The organism is Streptomyces sp. NPDC051576 (assembly GCF_040681835.1).
Taxonomy (GTDB): Bacteria; Actinomycetota; Actinomycetes; order Streptomycetales; family Streptomycetaceae; genus Streptomyces.
Genome location: NZ_JBFAZO010000011.1, coordinates 35558 through 51800, shown reverse-complemented (window position 1 = coordinate 51800; position 16243 = coordinate 35558). Strand labels below are relative to the sequence as shown.

The 16243-nt window shown below is 72.0% G+C and carries 18 protein-coding genes; 9 read left to right on the top strand and 9 right to left on the bottom strand.

Translation table 11 applies throughout. The annotated features are described in order from the left end of the window. Nucleotides 1–10 precede the first annotated feature (10 nt). Nucleotides 11–1303 carry an ABC transporter substrate-binding protein gene (locus AB0M63_RS31820; RefSeq protein WP_366021835.1) on the bottom strand — a complete coding sequence of 431 codons (1293 nt, stop codon included), beginning with the start codon at nt 1301–1303 and terminating at the stop codon, nt 11–13. Beyond that, nucleotides 1272–1832 (bottom strand): hypothetical protein, encoded by a 561-nt coding sequence (locus AB0M63_RS31815; protein ID WP_366021834.1) that lies wholly within the window; start codon nt 1830–1832, stop codon nt 1272–1274. The genes AB0M63_RS31820 and AB0M63_RS31815 overlap by 32 nt, the downstream gene beginning before the upstream one ends. A gap of 122 nt (nt 1833–1954) precedes the next feature. On the opposite strand from AB0M63_RS31815, the gene AB0M63_RS31810 reads away from it, so the two are divergent. From AB0M63_RS31810 to AB0M63_RS31800, 3 genes are read left to right on the top strand one after another with little or no spacing between them, the layout of a single operon-like run. Beyond that, nucleotides 1955–2431 (top strand): hypothetical protein, encoded by a 477-nt coding sequence (locus tag AB0M63_RS31810; protein ID WP_366021833.1) that lies wholly within the window; start codon nt 1955–1957, stop codon nt 2429–2431. An 8-nt stretch (nt 2432–2439) separates the two neighbouring features. Next, nucleotides 2440–5280, top strand: coding sequence for an ATP-binding cassette domain-containing protein (locus AB0M63_RS31805; protein WP_366021832.1), 2841 nt, complete (start codon nt 2440–2442; stop codon nt 5278–5280). Further along, nucleotides 5277–5918, top strand: a complete 642-nt coding sequence (locus tag AB0M63_RS31800) for an ATP-binding cassette domain-containing protein (RefSeq protein WP_366021831.1) — start codon at nt 5277–5279, stop codon at nt 5916–5918. Before AB0M63_RS31805 ends, AB0M63_RS31800 begins: the two co-directional genes overlap by 4 nt. 60 nt (nt 5919–5978) lie before the next feature. Here AB0M63_RS31800 and AB0M63_RS31795 read toward each other — a convergent pair whose 3' ends face one another. Beyond that, nucleotides 5979–6680 carry a transglycosylase family protein gene (locus AB0M63_RS31795; protein ID WP_366021830.1) on the bottom strand — a complete coding sequence of 234 codons (702 nt, stop codon included), beginning with the start codon at nt 6678–6680 and terminating at the stop codon, nt 5979–5981. A 505-nt stretch (nt 6681–7185) separates the two neighbouring features. Between AB0M63_RS31795 and AB0M63_RS31790 the strand changes: the two genes are divergently transcribed. Together AB0M63_RS31790 and AB0M63_RS31785 are read left to right on the top strand one after the other, a co-directional pair. Beyond that, nucleotides 7186–7974 (top strand): hypothetical protein, encoded by a 789-nt coding sequence (locus AB0M63_RS31790; protein WP_355921662.1) that lies wholly within the window; start codon nt 7186–7188, stop codon nt 7972–7974. Nucleotides 7975–8011: 37 nt separating this feature from the next. Next, the gene (locus AB0M63_RS31785; RefSeq protein ID WP_355921659.1) at nt 8012–8401 is read left to right on the top strand and encodes a hypothetical protein; all 390 of its coding nucleotides are present in this window, start codon (nt 8012–8014) and stop codon (nt 8399–8401) included. 69 nt (nt 8402–8470) lie between these two features. Here AB0M63_RS31785 and der read toward each other — a convergent pair whose 3' ends face one another. From der to aroH, 5 genes are all read right to left on the bottom strand, one after another. Continuing rightward, nucleotides 8471–9946: a ribosome biogenesis GTPase Der gene (gene der, locus AB0M63_RS31780; protein WP_355921656.1), complete on the bottom strand. Its 1476-nt coding sequence runs from the start codon at nt 9944–9946 to the stop codon at nt 8471–8473. 74 nt (nt 9947–10020) lie between these two features. Then, nucleotides 10021–10704, bottom strand: a complete 684-nt coding sequence (locus tag AB0M63_RS31775) for a lysophospholipid acyltransferase family protein (protein WP_355921653.1) — start codon at nt 10702–10704, stop codon at nt 10021–10023. Continuing rightward, on the bottom strand, nt 10662–11357 hold the full coding sequence (gene cmk, locus AB0M63_RS31770) for a (d)CMP kinase (protein WP_355921650.1): 696 nt from the start codon (nt 11355–11357) through the stop codon (nt 10662–10664). The genes AB0M63_RS31775 and cmk overlap by 43 nt, the downstream gene beginning before the upstream one ends. A gap of 112 nt (nt 11358–11469) precedes the next feature. Beyond that, nucleotides 11470–12555, bottom strand: a complete 1086-nt coding sequence (locus AB0M63_RS31765) for a prephenate dehydrogenase (RefSeq protein ID WP_366021829.1) — start codon at nt 12553–12555, stop codon at nt 11470–11472. Further along, nucleotides 12552–12920, bottom strand: coding sequence for a chorismate mutase (aroH, locus tag AB0M63_RS31760; RefSeq protein ID WP_355921644.1), 369 nt, complete (start codon nt 12918–12920; stop codon nt 12552–12554). Before aroH ends, AB0M63_RS31765 begins: the two co-directional genes overlap by 4 nt. Nucleotides 12921–13120: 200 nt before the next feature. On the opposite strand from aroH, the gene AB0M63_RS31755 reads away from it, so the two are divergent. From AB0M63_RS31755 to AB0M63_RS31740, 4 genes are read left to right on the top strand one after another with little or no spacing between them, the layout of a single operon-like run. Further along, nucleotides 13121–13783 (top strand): hypothetical protein, encoded by a 663-nt coding sequence (locus AB0M63_RS31755; RefSeq protein ID WP_366021828.1) that lies wholly within the window; start codon nt 13121–13123, stop codon nt 13781–13783. A gap of 27 nt (nt 13784–13810) precedes the next feature. Then, nucleotides 13811–14389 (top strand): DUF6529 family protein, encoded by a 579-nt coding sequence (locus tag AB0M63_RS31750; protein ID WP_366021827.1) that lies wholly within the window; start codon nt 13811–13813, stop codon nt 14387–14389. Then, nucleotides 14386–14799: a Rieske (2Fe-2S) protein gene (locus tag AB0M63_RS31745; RefSeq protein WP_366021826.1), complete on the top strand. Its 414-nt coding sequence runs from the start codon at nt 14386–14388 to the stop codon at nt 14797–14799. Before AB0M63_RS31750 ends, AB0M63_RS31745 begins: the two co-directional genes overlap by 4 nt. Before the next feature lie 21 nt (nt 14800–14820). Then, a complete protein-coding gene (locus AB0M63_RS31740; protein WP_355921632.1) occupies nt 14821–15564 on the top strand; it encodes a nucleotidyltransferase domain-containing protein in 744 nt (247 codons plus the stop codon). Here the strand turns inward: AB0M63_RS31740 and AB0M63_RS31735 are convergent. Beyond that, nucleotides 15490–16239 (bottom strand): nucleotidyltransferase domain-containing protein, encoded by a 750-nt coding sequence (locus AB0M63_RS31735; protein WP_366021987.1) that lies wholly within the window; start codon nt 16237–16239, stop codon nt 15490–15492. The two genes, AB0M63_RS31740 and AB0M63_RS31735, sit on opposite strands and share 75 nt — an antisense overlap. Between the last annotated feature and the right edge of the window lie 4 nt (nt 16240–16243).

The following is a 16243-nucleotide window of genomic DNA, read 5'->3' as shown; positions in this document are numbered from 1 at the left end:
AGGTCAGTTATCAAGGGCTGTACGGCAGTTGGGGCACCTGGAAGCAGGTGCTGTTCATGTCCCCCTGCGGAACCCACCCCTTGCCGTCCTGCCACCGGGCGACCGACAGACACGTCCTGCGGGTGGCCGGCGGTACGGCGAGCCGCTCGAAGGAGACGGGAAGCAGCAGGCCGTCGGCGGTGTAGTCCTCGCTCCGGTTCATGAAGCCGTCGACACACGCGCGCGTGACGCCCGTTCTCGCGCACGACTTCGCCGCGTCCGTGAACCACATCGCCGCCGCCCAGCCCTCCAACTGCCACTGGGAATGCGTCTTCAGCCCCTCGGTCGCCTCCCGGAACTCCCGTACGGCGGGCTGCGAGGTGTCGTCGAAGTCGCGGCTGGACCCGGTCGCCCACAGGGCGTTGCGGCAGCGCGGGGAGTCCTTGTAGTCCTCGGGGACGGTGGACGTCCAGTTCTGTACGTTCGTCACCTTGGCGACGACCTTCGCGCCGACCTGGTCCATCGCCTCGCACAACTGGACGTTCCCGTGCGTGTCGAGGGCGTCGAAAACGAGGTCGGCGCCCTGCTGCTTCAGATCGGCCGCCGCCGCGCGGAAGTTGGGCAGCGCGAAGTCGACCTGCTCGGTGACGACCCGGTAGCCCTCGGCCTTCAGCCCCTGCTCGACGAGCCGGGCGTAGGCGGCGGACGCGGCCTGGTTGTACGACACGACGGCGGCGGTACGGGCGCCCCGCTCGCGCTTGAAGTACCGGTAGACCTCCGTGCCGCCATACAGCTTCCCGCCCCAGCCCGGGGTGCCGGCGCGGGGCGCGAGGCTGCCGTAGACGCCGTACAGGTGCGGCCAGGTGTCGTAGGCCGCGCCGATGGGCTGGCCGCCGATGTCGGGCACGCGCGCGTGGGAGACGCGCGGAGCGCCCGCGTAGTCGAGGGCGGTGGTCGCGACCAGGGCGACCACCTTGTCCTCGTCGATCAGCTTGTGCACACAGGTGTTGTTGCCGACGCCACTGCCGCCGTCGTCGCACTCCCGCACCTCCACGGGACGGCCGTCGATGCCCCCGCGCGCGTCGAGGCGGTCGAAGTACGCCTTGGCGCCGTCGCGGGGGCCGGTGAAGGTGTCGCCGCCGACCGGGCTGGTCGCGCTGGTGATGATGCCGACCCGGATCGGCGCGTCGCCGCTCGGCGCGGGCGTTCGGGTGCCGTGCTCGAAGTCGCTCTCCGGGAGGCGGCTGCCGCAGGCCGTGCCCGCCAGGAGCAGCAGCACCGCGGCGGCGGCCTCAGCAGCCCGCCGCGGGCGACTGCGAGGCATCGCCGCTCAACGCCACCAGCGCGCACAGGGTGTTGACGGACACCTTCCAGGTGCCGTCCTGCTCGACGGTCGTCCCGGTCGCGCCCGGCAGGGCGGTGGCGCCGTTCAGGGTCAGGCTGTACGTCACGGTCGCCCGCGTCGCCGAGGTGAACTCGACCTTCTGGACCACCGCTTGGACCTGTCCGCCGCGCTTGTCACCGCTGAAGGCCTTCAGGACCGGTGCCATCCGGTCGCCGTTCTCCAGGACGGCCTGTTTGTCCTCGGTGGAGGTGGCCGGGTCGAAGAACTTCTTCCAGTTGGCCTTGATCTGCGTCGTGGCGGCGGCCAGGTCCGCGGGCGCGGTCGCCGGTGCGCTCGTGGTCGGTTCCACGGACGGGGTGGGCGGTGGTGCGCCGCTCCCGCCTCCGCTGTCGTCGCTGCAGGCCGCCAGGGCCGGGCCGAGCACGAGGACGAACGCCGCCGCGACTACCGCGCCCCGCCGCCTTGTGTTCCTGGTGTTCCTTCGCCTGAGGTCGCTCCCGAGAACCATCTGGCTCACCGCCGGGTGTCGGTCCGGGCCGTGCGCGCCCGGTGTTTTCAGGTCAGGTGTCAGAAGGCATAGTGCAAGCCATTGGCTGGCATGGACAGACACATGACATGTGGGAGCCGGAAATGCGGACAGCCCGACTGCGGACCGTGCACCCCGCCCTGTGGGCCGGCTGGGCCGCGTTCGCCGCCGGCGCGGTCCTGTGCGTGATCGGCTGGTACGGCGTCTCCGGCGAGCGCTACGCGGAACGCCAACTCCCCTACCTGGCCTCCTGCACGATCCCCGGCGCCGCGCTGCTCGTCGCCGGCGCGGTCCTGTTCGCCCACGGTCGCAGCGTCCTCGCCACCGCGCGCGTGGAGGAGCTGTACGCCCTCCTCGTGGCCGCCGGGACGGCCGACGCCGAGGAGTCCGCGCAGCTCGCCGCCGCGCCCGTCGCGGTCAGCGGGGACCTTCTGATGGTGCCCGGCGGCACCCTGTGGCACCGCGCGGACTGCCCGTTGGTCGCCGGGAAGGCGGAGGCGGTGCCGGTGGACTCCAAGCTCGTGGCCAACGGCGAGCTGAGCCCCTGCCCGATCTGCGAGCCCGCCGAGGCCGACGACTGACGGCCCCGGTGTCCTCCCTGACGTACGACCTCACCCTCGCCGGCCTCTCGGTCGGCGCCGCCGCCGCGCTCACCGGGATCGGCCTGGTCGTGACGTACCGGGCTACCGGCGTGCTCAACTTCGCGCACGGCGCGGTCGCGATGGTCTGCGCGTATGTGCTGCGGCAGTGCGTGGTCGGGTGGGGGTGGCCGCTGTGGCCGGCCGCGGTGGTGACGCTGCTGTTCCTCGCGCCGGCTCTCGGGGTGCTGCTGGAACGGTTCGTCTTCCGACCGCTGTCGCTCCAGGGCGGCGACCCCGCGCGGACCCTGGTCGCGTCGATCGGGGTGTTCGTGCTGCTGGTCGGCGGGGCGGCGCTGGTGTGGGGGCAGGGGGCGCGGGACGACGCGCCGGAGCTGGTGTCGGCCGATCCCTGGGGCCAGTTGGCGGTGGTGCTGGTGCTCGCGGCGGGCGTCTCGGCCGTGATCCGCTGGACCCGGTTCGGGCGGGAGCTGCGGGCCGTGGTGGACGACCGGGGGCTCGCGGTACTGGCCGGCGTGGACGCGGACCGGGTGGCGGCGGCGGGCTGGGCGTTCGGGGCCTTCACGGCGGGCCTGACGGGCGTGCTCCTCGCCCCGTACGTGCGCCTGGACCCGTACGGTCTGCCGCTGCTCGTCATGGAGGTGGTGGCGGTCGCGGTGGCCGCGCGGATGCGGAGCCTGTCGGTGGCCGTGGTGGTCGCCCTGGGGATCGGGATCGCGCAGAGCCAGGCGACGAGGCTGCATCCGCCCGGCTGGAGCGGGCAGTTGGTGCAGGCGGTGGGCGCGAACCTGTTCGTCGTGGCGCTCCTGGTGACGGCCCTGGTCCTGCCCGGGCTCGGCTCCCGGGACGCCCTCCCCCGTACGGCGACGGCGCGCGTCACGACGCCTCCCGGTGCCTGGATCGTGGCCGCGGTGCTCTTCCTCCTCCCCCTCGGCTTCGCGGGCTCGGACCTGCACACGGCGGTACAAGTACCGGCCCTGGGCGTGGTGTTGCTGTCGTTGGTGGTGGTCACCGGGCGCGGCGGCCAGATCTCACTGGGGCAGGCGGCGTACGCGGGCCTGGGCGCCCTGTTCACGGCGCTGCCGGCGGCGGGCCGGTTCCCCGGTCTGCCCCGCCTCCCCGAACTGGCCGCGCTGGCACTCGCGGTACTCCTCGTTGCTCCCCTGGGCCTGCTCACCGGCTGGCCGGCGATCGGCCGCCACGGCCTGGCCCTCGCCCTCGCGACCTTCGCGGTCGGCGTCGGGGTCAGCCGCTTCGTCTTCACCCAGCCGTACGCCACCTCGGGCCTGTCCCTCGGCCGCCCGTCCGGCTTCGACGGGGACCGCGCCTACTATGTCCTCGAACTCGCCCTCCTGTCCGTCGCGTTGCTGGCGACCCACGCCCTGCGCCGGGGCCGCACGGGCCGCGCCCTCGCGGCGCTGCGCGACCACGAGCAGGGCGCCTCCGCTGCGGGCGTCCGGGTCCCCTCCCTGAAACTCCTTGCCTTCGTCGCGGGCGCCGCCCTGGCCGCCCTCGGCGGCGGCATGCTCGGCATGGGCCTGCGCGCCTTCGACCCCTCGGCCTACGACCCCGTCCGCGGCCTGCTCTGGTTCGCCGCGGTGGTCGTCCTGGGCGCCGACAGCACACTCGGTGCCCTGGCCGCCGCAGCTCTCCTGGTGGGGCTGGACGCGGGCACGCGGGGCGGGGTCGCGGCGGCGCTGATCGGGGTACTGGCGGTGTGCGTGGGGCGGTTTCCCGGGGGGCCGTACGAGGCGGCGCGCGGGGCGGCGACACGGCTCCGGCTCCGGGGTGGCGGGGTTCGGCTCACGCCGGTGGGGGTGCGGGTTCGGGGGAGGTTGGGGGTGGCTCCAACGGTGGCTGTGGGCACGGGTGTTGTGCGCCGCGCGATGGTCGGTACCGGGCGGGATGCGCGAGGACGAGCCGTCGCTGGGGATGGGCAGCGGGGCGAGGTGGGCACAAGAAGGGCTGGTCGTGCGGGAGTTGCGGCCCTGAAGGTGCCCGAGGCCGGGCGGGGACGGGACGCCGAAGGGGCCGAACATGCGGGAGTTGCCGTCCCAGCGGCACCCGCCCGTCAGGGCGCCGCACGTCCGGCAAAGGCCGACGCCGGGCGCATCACCCCGACACGGACACATCCACCCCTCCTCACCGCCCACGCCCTACACGCCCGCTACGACGGCTTCGCCGCCCTCGACGGTGTCGATCTCGTCGTGCCGGCCAGCCAGGTCACCGCTGTCGTCGGGCCCAACGGAGCCGGAAAAAGTACCCTGTTCCACTGCCTGGCCGGGACCGTGCGGCCCTCGCGCGGGCGGGTTCGGCTCGGGGACCGGGACATCACGGGGCTGGCCGCGCACGCGCGGACCCGGCTCGGGGTCGGGCGGACCTTTCAACAGCTCGCCGTCTTCCCCTCGTTGACCGTCGCCGAGAACGTGCGCGTGGGTGCCGAGCAGGGGCGGCTCGCCGAACCGGCCGCCGTGGAGCGGGCGTTGCGGCTGTTCGGGCTCGACGGGGACGTACGGTCGCTGCCCGCCGCCGGGCTGCCCACCGGGACGCTGCGCCGGGTCGAGCTGGCGAGGGCGTTCGCGGGGAGCCCGCGTGTGCTGCTGCTGGACGAGCCCGCGGCCGGCCTCGACACCGCCGAAGTGGCCGCGCTGACCCTCGTGTTGAGGGCGCTGGCCGCCGAGGGCACCGCCCTGCTCGTCGTGGAGCACGACCTCGATCTGGTCGCAGGCCTCGCCGACGTGGTCCATGTGATGGCGGCGGGCCGCATCGTCGCCTCCGGCCCGCCGGACCACGTCCTGGACGCGCCCGGCACCTGGGAGACCCCCGTATGACCATCTCCCTGCGCCACGCGCGCGTGCGCTACGGCCCCCTCGAAGCCCTGCACGGCATCACCCTCGCCGCCCCCGCCCGCGGCCTCACCGTCCTGCTGGGCCGCAACGGCTCCGGCCGTACGACCGCGCTGCGCGCCCTCGCCGGTACGGTCGCCCTGTCGGGCGGTGCGGTGGTGTGGGACGGCGTCGACGTGACCCGCGTGCCCGCGCACGAGAGGGCCCGCCGGGGACTGTGTCTGGTGCCGGAGCGGCAAGCCGTGTTCGGGTCCCTCACCGTCCGCGAGAACCTCGAACTCGCCGGAGTCGCACGGGACTTCTCCGCGGCCCTGGACGCGTACCCGCGCCTGAAGACCCTGCTCCCCCGCCGGGCCGGCACCCTCTCCGGCGGTGAGCAGCGCATGCTGGCCCTCTCCCGCGCCCTGCTGGCCCAGGCGCGCGTGGTGCTCGTCGACGAACCGGCGCAGGGCATGTCCCCCGGGGTCGCGGCCGACACGTACGAACTGCTGGCCGGGCTCGACGCCTGTGTGGTGATCGCCGAGCAGCGGCTGCCGCCCGTGCTGCGCGGCCGGACCGCCCTCGTGTACGAACTGCGGCGCGGGACGGTCGCGTTCGGCGGCGAGGCGGCCGAACTGGAGTGACGGGCGCGCCCCCGCCCGGTCGACGGACCGGGCGGGGGCGGGCGACGGGCGCGGCTCGACTCAGAGGTCGAGCTGCTGCCCGGGCATGATCAGATTGGGGTCACCGCCGATGACGGACTTGTTGGCGGCGTAGATCTTCCGCCAGGTGGTCCCGTGCTCGGCCGCGATGACGCTCAGCGTGTCGCCCTGGCGGACCGTGTAGTCACCGCGGGACGTGCCGCGCGAGACGCTGTTCGTCTCGCGCTCCGACGTCTTCGCCGACTTCGACGGAGCGGACTTCGTGGTCGACTTCTTCGACCCGGACGAGGACTCGGTGGTCGACTTCTTCGTCGACTTCTCGGTGACCGTGCCGGAGGAGGCGGCGGGTGCGCTGCCCGACGCTCCGGCCCGTGCCGAACAGACCGGCCAGGCACCCCAACCCTGGGCGTGCTGGACCTTGGTGGCCACGGCGATCTGCGCGGACCGGGAGGCCTGGTCGGCGGTGGCCGCGTAGGCCGCACCGCCGTAGGCGCGCCAGGTGCCGGCGGAGAACTGGAGTCCTCCGTAGTAGCCGTTGCCGGTGTTGATGTGCCAGTTGCCGCCGCTCTCGCACTGGGCGATGCGGTCCCACACCCCACTGTCGGACGCCGCCGCGTTACCGGTGGCGGCCAGCAGTCCGAGCGGGGCGAGCAGGACAGCCCCGGCGAGGACCGCCGTCGTACGCGCTTGACCCTTGTGGGCCTTGGGTGCGTTCTCGCGAGTGGTATCGGCACATTCGGACATGTAGTTCCCTCTCCAACAACCCGGGGTCCCCCAAGGCGGTTCGCGGCTCCCACGCATCGACGCGGTCCTCGCGCTCCTCCCCGTCCGCCGGAGGTCGTGCTGTTGAGCTGGCTTGTTCGGCCGGCGGACGTGTCCCGAGCGGTGCTCGTTGCACACGGCGGAGGAATGTACGGACGTTGCCGTGCCGATGTCGACCAACTGGCCGTCGTGCCAGGCCAGTTGACTGTTACCTCGGGTAGCGGCATATTTCGGCCACCCACTAGATTCCCTCATTTCCTGATTTGTCGACCATCGCCCCCCACGATCTGTGACTCGGTTCACGCAACCAACTCCCTTGCTTTTCCCTCCAGTTGACAGGGAGTGCTCAATTCCGTACCCGGTGTGACGCTGTGCGTCGGTTGGTTTGATTCGGTTCGCTCCGAAGCGTGACTCCCGCCACAGCTCGTCCGTTGTCTTCTTCATGAGCCCGGGACCCACCGGGCACCGCATTCCGAGGGAGCCACCCGTGCCGCGCATGCTCGACGTCAGCGACGACGTACGCGCCGAGATCGGCGACGAAGAAGCCGACCGGCTGCTCGCCGGAGACAATGCCCCGGGCAGTTACGACTGCACGTCGTGCCGCACCCAGGGCGACTCCGAACAGGAGCGCACCAGCACCGTCCTGTTCATCGGCGACGAGACCGCCGTCCTCGCCTTCGCCCACGCCGGCTGCCTGCCCTCGCAGGTCGTCCAGGTCACCGAGGAGCAGCTGCAGGGTGCCGTCCGCTCCATCAGCGGCAACGCGCACACCCCGGCCGGCGAACCGGACAAGGCCGTACCCGAGCAGGCCGTGCTCGGTGTGACCAGTGGACTCGTCCTGATCTCCGGGGAGTTGCACCCCGCTCTGGTCGTCGAGCCGACCGCGCCCATCGTGCGGCCCGGCTCGACCGGCCTCGGCGACGACTTCCTGCCGCTGCTGATCGAGCAGGGCTTCATGCCGCTCAGCGAGATCACCACCGTGCCGCCCGTGCTGCACGGCTGGTCGGTGCTGCTCGCCGCGGGCCAACTGCACGCCGTGCTCCAGCCGGGCGCGGGCGGCGGTTCCCCGGTGGCCTGGTGGCAGGCCCACCAGCCGCTCCAGGTCACCGACAGCTGGCGGGCCGCCGCCAACAAGCACCAGCAGGTGCTGATGTTCGCGGCCCCCGTGGGCTCGATCGGCCGGCAGCCCCGCGAGGACCTGCTGCGCGGCGCGCTCGACAAGGCCGCGGCGAACGGCCAGTTGGTCGGCTCCGCGCTGCCGCTCGCGGGCACCTGAGCCGCATCCCTTCAGGTCACGCGTCGTTTGGACATACGTGTACGCATACGACGTTCCCCGCAGCCGGCCCTACCAGCCGATCCCGTCCGCGCGATCGGACCGGGACAGCCCAGGCGGCGCATCGGCCACGCCGATCTACGACCGGCTCTATTCCGAGTGGGTCAAGACCTTCCGCTCGCTGCCGGGTGACCGCAGCGGCGAGGAGGAGCTGGGCTTCACCGCCTTCGGGCACAGCCCGCACAGCACGGGCACCTTCGGCGGCGGTTCGTTCGGCGGGGGCTCGTACAGCGCGTACAGCGCGGGGGCCTACAGCGCCCGGCAGCAGTCGCAGTGGCAGCGCGTCGGGCAACTCGGCCAGCAGCACGGCCACACCGGGATGCACCACGTCCCGGCGGCCCTGCCACCCGGCCCGCGCCGCGGCATCTGACGTACGACGGAGAGGGCGGCCCCTGTTGCGACAGGGGCCGCCCTCTCCGTCGTAGCACCGAACGTACGGCTACTTCTTCTTGCCGCGCTTCTCGCGCACCCGCACCGAGATATGGATCGGGGTGCCCTCGAAGCTGAACTCCTCGCGCAGGCGGCGCTCGATGAAGCGGCGGTAGCCCGCCTCGATGAAGCCGGAAGCGAAGAGGACGAAGCGCGGGGGCTTGGTGCCGGCCTGGGTGCCGAAGAGGATGCGCGGCTGCTTGCCGCCGCGGACCGGGTGCGGGTGGGCGGCGACCAGCTCGCCGAGGAAGGCGTTGAGCCGGCCCGTCGGGACGCGGGTCTCCCAGCCGGCCAGGGCGGTCTCGATGCCCGGGACCAGCTTCTCCATGTGGCGGCCGGTGCGCGCCGAGATGTTCACCCGGGGCGCCCACGCGACCTGGGCCAGCTCGGTCTCGATCTCGCGCTCCAGGTAGTAGCGACGCTCCTCGTCGAGGGTGTCCCACTTGTTGAAGGCGAGGACGATGGCGCGGCCCGCCTCGACGGCCATGGTGACGATCCGCTGGTCCTGCACCGAGATGGACTCCGACGCGTCGATCAGGATGACCGCGACCTCGGCCTTCTCGACGGCGGCGGCGGTGCGCAGCGAGGCGTAGTAATCGGCGCCCTGCTGGAGGTGGACGCGCTTGCGGATGCCCGCCGTGTCGACGAACTTCCATGTCACGCCGCCGAGTTCGATGAGCTCGTCGACCGGGTCACGGGTGGTGCCCGCGATCTCGTTGACGACGACGCGCTCCTCGCCCGCCACCTTGTTCAGCAGCGAGGACTTGCCGACGTTCGGGCGGCCGATCAGGGCGATCCGGCGAGGCCCGCCGACCGCGGTGCCGAAGGTCTGCTCGGGCGCCTCGGGCAGCGCCTCCAGGACGGCGTCCAGCATGTCGCCGGTGCCGCGGCCGTGCAGCGCGGAGACGGGGTGCGGCTCGCCGAGGCCCAGGGACCACAGGTAGGCGGCGTCGGACTCGCCGCTCAGACCGTCGACCTTGTTGGCGGCCAGCACGACCGGCTTGCCGGCCTTGCGCAGCAGTCGTACGACCGCCTCGTCGGTGTCGGTGGCGCCGACCTTGGCGTCGACGACGAAGACGACCGCGTCGGCGGCCTCGATGGCGTACTCGGCCTGGGCGGCCACGGAGGCGTCGATGCCGAGGACGTCCTGCTCCCAGCCGCCGGTGTCGACGACCTTGAAGCGCCGGCCCGCCCACTCGGCCTCGTAGGTCACGCGGTCACGGGTGACGCCGGGCTTGTCCTCGACGACGGCCTCGCGGCGGCCGATGATGCGGTTGACGAGTGTCGACTTGCCGACGTTCGGCCGGCCGACGACGGCGAGCACGGGCAGCGGCCCGTGACCGGCCTCCTCGATGGCCCCCTCGACGTCCTCGATGTCGAAGCCCTCTACGGCGGCGAGCTCCATGAACTCCGCGTACTCGGCGTCGCCGAGCGCCCCGTGGTCGTGCTCCTCGCCGGAGCCGTCGGGCTGGATCTGGTCGTTCATGAAGTCCGTACCTCGTTCATCGTGGTGATCGGTGGAACCCCCGGATTTCGGGTGATCCACTACTCAAGTGTCTCTTAGCGCCCGGTGAGGCGCCTGGCGTTGTCCAGGTGGGCGGCCAGTTGCTTCTGGATGCGCTCGGTCGCCTCGTCCAGTGCCTTGCGCGTACGGCGGCCGGAGCCGTCGCCCGCTTCGAACGGGTCACCGAAGACGACGTCCACGCGGGAGCGCAGCGGAGGCAGCGCCTTTATCAGCCGTCCACTCTTCTCGGCGGTGCCCAGCACGGCCACCGGCACGATCGGAGCGCCGCTGCGGACGGCGAAGTAGGCGAGCCCGGCGCGCAGCGAGGCGAAGTCGCCCTCGCCGCGGGTGCCCTCGGGAAAGATACCGAGGACGCCGCCGGCCGACAGGACGTCCAGCGCCCCGGTGATCGCCGTGCGGTCGGCGATCGAGCGGTCCACCTTCAGCTGGCCGATGCGGAGCAGGAAGGGGTCCAGCGGGCCGACGAACGCCTCCTTCTTGATCAGGAAGTGCGTCGGCCGGGGTGCCACGCCCATGACCATGGGGCCGTCGACGCCGTGCGAGTGGTTGACGGCGAGGATCACCGGGCCGGAGGCGGGAACCTTCCAGGAGCCCAGCACGCGCGGCTTCCACAGCCCGTACATCAGGCCGACGCCGATGCGCCGCCCGACCTCGGCGCCCCGCTCGGATGCTGCGGTCACTTGGCGGCCCGCTTCTCCCCGACGAGGGTGACGACGCACTCGATGACCTGCTGGAGCGTGAGGTCGGAGGTGTCCACCTCGACCGCGTCGTCCGCCTTGGCGAGCGGCGAGGTCTTGCGCGAGGTGTCGGCCGCGTCCCGCTTCAGCAGCGCCTCGCGCGTGGCCTGCACGTCGGCGCCCTTCAGCTCACCGCTGCGGCGGGCGGCACGCGCCTCCGGGGAGGCGGTGAGGAAGATCTTCAGGTCGGCGTCGGGCAGCACGGTCGTCCCGATGTCCCGCCCCTCCACCACGATCCCGTGCTCCGCGTCGGCGGCCAGCGACCGCTGCAGCTCGGTGATCCGGGCCCGCACCTCGGGCACCGCGCTGACCGCGCTGACCTTGGAGGTGACCTCCTGGGTGCGGATCGGGCCGGACACGTCCACGCCGTCGACGACGATCGTCGGGTTCGCCGGGTCCGTACCGGAGATGATCTCCGCCTTGCCCGCCACGGCGGCGATCGCGGTGGGGTCGGTGATGTCGATCCCGTTGTTCACCATCCACCAGGTGATCGCCCGGTACTGGGCGCCGGTGTCCAGGTAGCTCAGCCCGAGCTGCGATGCCACGGCCTTCGACGTGCTCGACTTGCCCGTGCCGGAGGGGCCGTCGATGGCGACAATCACTGCCGGGGCGGTCCGGGCGGCGCCGTTTTCCACGGGAGGACACCTTCCTGGTGAAGGGTGGTGAGCGGGGTGAGGACGCGAGTGCGCCCCGGACAAGGTTACTGGCTCCCCGCACGGCGTATTACTGCCGGATGGTCGAGCGGTACTACTGCCGGATCGCCCAGCCCCGCTCCCGCAGCGCAGCACTCAGCACTGGCGCCGCCTTCGGCTCCACCATCAGCTGCACATGCCCCGCCTGCTGCCCGGTCGCGTGCTCGATGCGTACGTCCTCGATGTTGACCCCGGCCATCCCCGCGTCCGCGAAGATCCGGGCCAACTGTCCGGGCTGGTCGTCGATGAGCACGGCGACAACCTCGTAGACCCGCGGAGCGGACCCGTGCTTGCCGGGAACCCGGACCTGTCCGGCGTTGCCGCGGCGCAGTACGTCCTCGATGCCGGCGACGCCCTCGCCCCGCTTGACGTCGTCGGAGGACTGCAGGGCACGCAGCGCCCGTACGGTCTCGTCCAGGTCGGCGGAGACGTCCGAGAGGAGGTCGGCGACCGGCCCCGGGTTCGCGGACAGGATGTCGATCCACATGCGGGGGTCGGACGCGGCGATCCGGGTGACGTCCCGGATGCCCTGCCCGCACAGCCGTACGGCGGCCTCCTCGGCGTTCTCCAGCCGCGCGGCGACCATGCTGGACACCAGGTGGGGCATGTGGGAGACGAGGGCGACCGCGCGGTCGTGGGCGTCGGCGTCCATGACGACCGGCACGGCGCGGCAGTGCGAGACCAGCTCCAGGGCGAGGTTCAGCACCTCGGTGTCCGTGTCACGGGTGGGCGTCAGCACCCAGGGGCGGCCCTCGAAGAGGTCGGCGGTCGCGGCCAGCGGACCCGACTTCTCGCGCCCGGACATGGGGTGCGAGCCGATGTACGACGAGAGGTCGAGGCCGAGCGCCTCCAACTCGCGACGCGGTCCGCCCTTGACGCTGGCCACGTCCAGGTAGCCGCGGGCCACACCCCGGCGCATCGCGTCGGCGAGCACCCCGGCCACCAGCGCGGGCGGCGCGGCGACGATCGCGAGGTCGACCGGGCCGCCCGGCGCCTCGTCGGTGCCGGCGCCGAGCGCGGCGGCCGTACGGGCCTGCTCGGGGTCGTGGTCGGTGAGGTGGACGACGACGCCGCGTGCGGCGAGCGCGAGCGCGGCGGACGTACCGATGAGCCCGGTACCGATGACGAGCGCGGTCCTCACTGGGCGATGTCCTTGCGCAGGGCGGCGGCGGCACCGAGGTAGACGTGCGCGATGTCGGCGCGGGGGCGGTCGGACTCGATGTGCGCGAGGACCCGGACCACTCGGGGCATCGCGCCCTCGATGTCGAGTTCCTGGGCGCAGATCAAGGGCACGTCGGCGAAGCCGTCGCCGAGCTTGCGGGCGGCGGCCGCCGGGAAGTCGCTGTGCAGATCGGGCGTGGCCGTGAACCAGACGCTGATCAGGTCGTCGGCGGTGAGGCCGTTCCGCTCCAGGACGGCGGTGAGCAGCGCTCCGACCTGCTCGTCCATGTGGCCGGCCTCGTCCCTGTCCAGTTGGACGGCGCCCCGGACCGCTCGTACCGCCACGGCTTGGCTCCTCGCTGATCTACGTCTCTGATGTACGGCTCCTGCTGCATCCAGCCTAGTCAGCCCGTCCGGTGGGGGCGCGCGGCGCCCGCACGCTGAGACGGTCACCGATCGGGGTGAGATCATCCCGGTATGCCTCTTTACGCATGGCTCCGAGTCCGCTCTCATGGGCTGGTAGCCCGCCTCGGGGGAGGCCCACTTTGAAGCGTCCAGGACCCTTGCTCACACTTCTGACGGGCCTGTTGCTGGGCCTGTTCATGCTCACACTCAACGCGACATCGGGGACGAAGACCGTCTCGTCGACGAAAACGTACCCGTCACCGGCGCGGTCGGTCTCCACGTCACCCACACCCACACCGACCGTGACACCCAGCCCGACCCCCTCCAAGACTCCTGTGCCGAACGCCAGTTACGCCGGCCGCACCGACGACGACGCGGCCTCGGTCGCCGTGTCGATCCGGGACGGAAAGGCGGTCGCCTACTTCTGCGACGGCCGCTACAAGGAGGCGTGGCTGCGGGGCCCGGTCGAGGACGACGGCACGATGCGGCTCACCGCCAAGAACGGCGCCGTGCTCGACGGCAAGCTCCAGCAGGGCACGAAGATCCGCGGCACCGTCAAGGACGAGGGCCGGTCCTACGCGTTCACCGCCGCCAAGGCCGTCAAGCCGTCCGGGCTGTGGCGGGCCACCGCCAAGGTGCGCGGCGCCAAGATCGACGGCGGCTGGATCGTGCTGCCCAACGGCCGCCAGACCGGCATCGTCACCCGTGACGGCAAGGCCACCGCGGCACCCCGTATCGACCCGGAGACCGGCGCGGTCACCGTCGACGGACAGCAGCTCACGGCACAACCCGTCACCCCCTGACCCACCATCCGCCTCAGGGAGCCGATCATGACCGCCGACCCGAACGCCGCCACGCAGTCCTACCCCCCGCCCCCGCGCCACCGCGACAGCCCCGCCCGCTATCTGGTCCCGGCCCTGGTGGCCGCGGCCGTCGCCGTCGGACTCGGCGCCTACGGCAAGGTCCACGACCCGGCGGGCACCGCCTTCAACCTCGCCGGCTTCAGCAGCACGGGCGCGGTGAAGTCCTGGCTCGCGACGACCGCGTTCTTCTTCGCCCTCGTCCAGGTCGTCTCGGCCTTCATGGTCTACGGCAGGCTGCCGGGACCGAGCTGGTCGGCGACCCTGCACCGCTGGTCGGGGCGGATCGCGTTCCTGGTGGCGGTGCCGGTCGCGGTGCACTGCCTCTATGCCTTCGGCTATCAGACGTACTCGACACGCGTGATGTGGCATTCCGTCCTCGGTTGCCTGTTCTTCGGTGCCTTCAGTGCCAAGATGCTGCTGCTCCGCTCGGAGCGCCTGCCCGGCTGGCTGCTGCCGCTGGTCGGCGGACTGGTCTTCACCGCCCTCACGTTGATCTGGCTGACATCCGCCCTCTGGTTCTTCCGCACCTTCGGAGTGACTACATGACCGACAGTTCGACGCGCCGCACGGTTCTCGCGACGGGTGCGGCCGCCGCGCTCGCCGCGGGATGCAGCAAGTACGGCGACGGCAACGACTCCTCGGGCTCGTCGTCCGTACAGGCCACCGGTGGCCAGGAGTTGGCGAAGACGTCCGAGATCCCGGTCGGCGGCGGCAAGATCTTCAAGGACCAGAAGATCGTGGTGACCCAGCCGACGAAGGACGAGTTCAAGGCCTTCTCGGCGATCTGCACCCACCAGGGCTGCACGGTGGGCACCGTCGCGAACGGCACCATCGACTGCCCCTGCCACGGCAGCAAGTACCGCGTCGCGGACGGTTCGGTGGAGTCCGGCCCGGCACCGAAACCGCTGCCGACGGAGCAGATCAAGGTGGAGGGAAATTCGATCCGCCTGGCGTGATGTGCCGCGTACGCTCCCGGCATGCACCCCGAAGCCCTGGTCCGCGACCACACCATCTACGCCTGTGTGATGGGTTCACGCGCCTTCGGCCTGGCGACGGACACGAGCGACACGGACCGCCGGGGTGTGTTCGTCGCCCCCACCCCCCTCTTCTGGCGCTTCGACAAGCCGCCGACACACGTGGAGGGCCCGGCGGAGGAGCAGTTCAGCTGGGAGCTGGAGCGCTTCTGCGAACTGGCCCTGCGCGCGAACCCCAACATCCTGGAGTGCCTCCACTCCCCCCTCGTCGAGCACGCCGACGCCACCGGCCGTGAACTCCTCGCCCTGCGCGGCGCGTTCCTCTCCCGCCGGGTCCACGAGACGTTCACGCGCTACGCGCTCGGCCAGCGCAAGAAGCTGGAGGCCGACATCCGCCGGCACGGAGCGCCCCGCTGGAAACACGCGATGCACCTGCTCCGCCTCCTGATGAGCGCCCGCGACCTGCTCCGCACGGGCACCCTCACGATCGACGTAGGAGCCCAGCGCGACCCCCTGCTCACCGTCAAACACGGCGAAGTCCCCTGGCCACAGGTCGAGTCCTGGATGACCCGCCTGGCGACGGAGACGGAAGAGGCAGCGGCCCGCACCCCGCTCCCACCCGAACCGGACCGCGCTCGCGTGGAGGACTTCCTGACCCGGGTCCGCCGCGCCTCAGCCCTCCAGCCGGACCCGTACGACGAAGTCGTGCAGGGCGTCGTAGGAACTCGGGGCGTCCGGCAGGGCTGACTCCCCCTGCGCCGCGTCCAGTTCGCCGTGCAGGCGCTCGATGTCGGCCCGCACGCGCGCGTGGTCGACGTCGGCGGCCCCGTGCTCACGCTCGGCCTTCACCGCGATCAGCTCCGTGACGTACGGCGGGGCCTCGACCACCCCGACGAGCGTGGGCAGATGGGCCTGCACCTCGCCGCTGCGCATCAGGTGGATGCCGGTGAGCAGCACACGGAACGTGTAGAGCAGCGGCTTGAGTTCACCCGTCTTCTCGAACAGCCGCCACTGTGTCGTGGCGAACCCCCGGTAGTGATGCGCGTGATGGCTGGTGAGGACGCCGGGGGCGAGCGCGGCCAGCTCCCGGTGGGCGTCGGTGGTGTGCACGACGAGCGGGGACAACAACTGCTCCAGCACATAGCCGTTGCGCCGCAGCATCAGCCGTACGAACTTGCGCAGGTCGTGGGTGACGAGGTCCATCTCGACGCCGTCCCGCAGCCACATCTTCGACCGTGTCTCGTCCGGCTCACGCAGGCCGACGAGTTGGGCGGTCGGCAGCAGGTGCACGCCCCTCAGATCCACATCCGAGTCGCGGGACGGGAAGCCGTAGAGGTGCGCGCCGGAGACCGTGGCGAAGAGCAGCGGGTCGGGCTGCTCGGCCACCACGGATTCGAGGTCGATGTCCAGAACGTCGTCGATCATC

What these genes read in the sequence shown, in the direction of transcription:
- AB0M63_RS31820 (WP_366021835.1), bottom strand. Translation starts at nt 1,303, where the DNA reads ATGCCTCGCAGTCGCCCGCGGCGGGCTGCTGAGGCCGCCGCCGCGGTG.
- AB0M63_RS31815 (WP_366021834.1), bottom strand. Translation starts at nt 1,832, where the DNA reads ATGGTTCTCGGGAGCGACCTCAGGCGAAGGAACACCAGGAACACAAGG.
- AB0M63_RS31810 (WP_366021833.1), top strand. Translation starts at nt 1,955, where the DNA reads ATGCGGACAGCCCGACTGCGGACCGTGCACCCCGCCCTGTGGGCCGGC.
- AB0M63_RS31800 (WP_366021831.1), top strand. Translation starts at nt 5,277, where the DNA reads ATGACCATCTCCCTGCGCCACGCGCGCGTGCGCTACGGCCCCCTCGAA.
- AB0M63_RS31795 (WP_366021830.1), bottom strand. Translation starts at nt 6,680, where the DNA reads ATGTCCGAATGTGCCGATACCACTCGCGAGAACGCACCCAAGGCCCAC.
- der (WP_355921656.1), bottom strand. Translation starts at nt 9,946, where the DNA reads ATGAACGACCAGATCCAGCCCGACGGCTCCGGCGAGGAGCACGACCAC.
- AB0M63_RS31750 (WP_366021827.1), top strand. Translation starts at nt 13,811, where the DNA reads ATGACCGCCGACCCGAACGCCGCCACGCAGTCCTACCCCCCGCCCCCG.
- AB0M63_RS31745 (WP_366021826.1), top strand. Translation starts at nt 14,386, where the DNA reads ATGACCGACAGTTCGACGCGCCGCACGGTTCTCGCGACGGGTGCGGCC.
- AB0M63_RS31740 (WP_355921632.1), top strand. Translation starts at nt 14,821, where the DNA reads ATGCACCCCGAAGCCCTGGTCCGCGACCACACCATCTACGCCTGTGTG.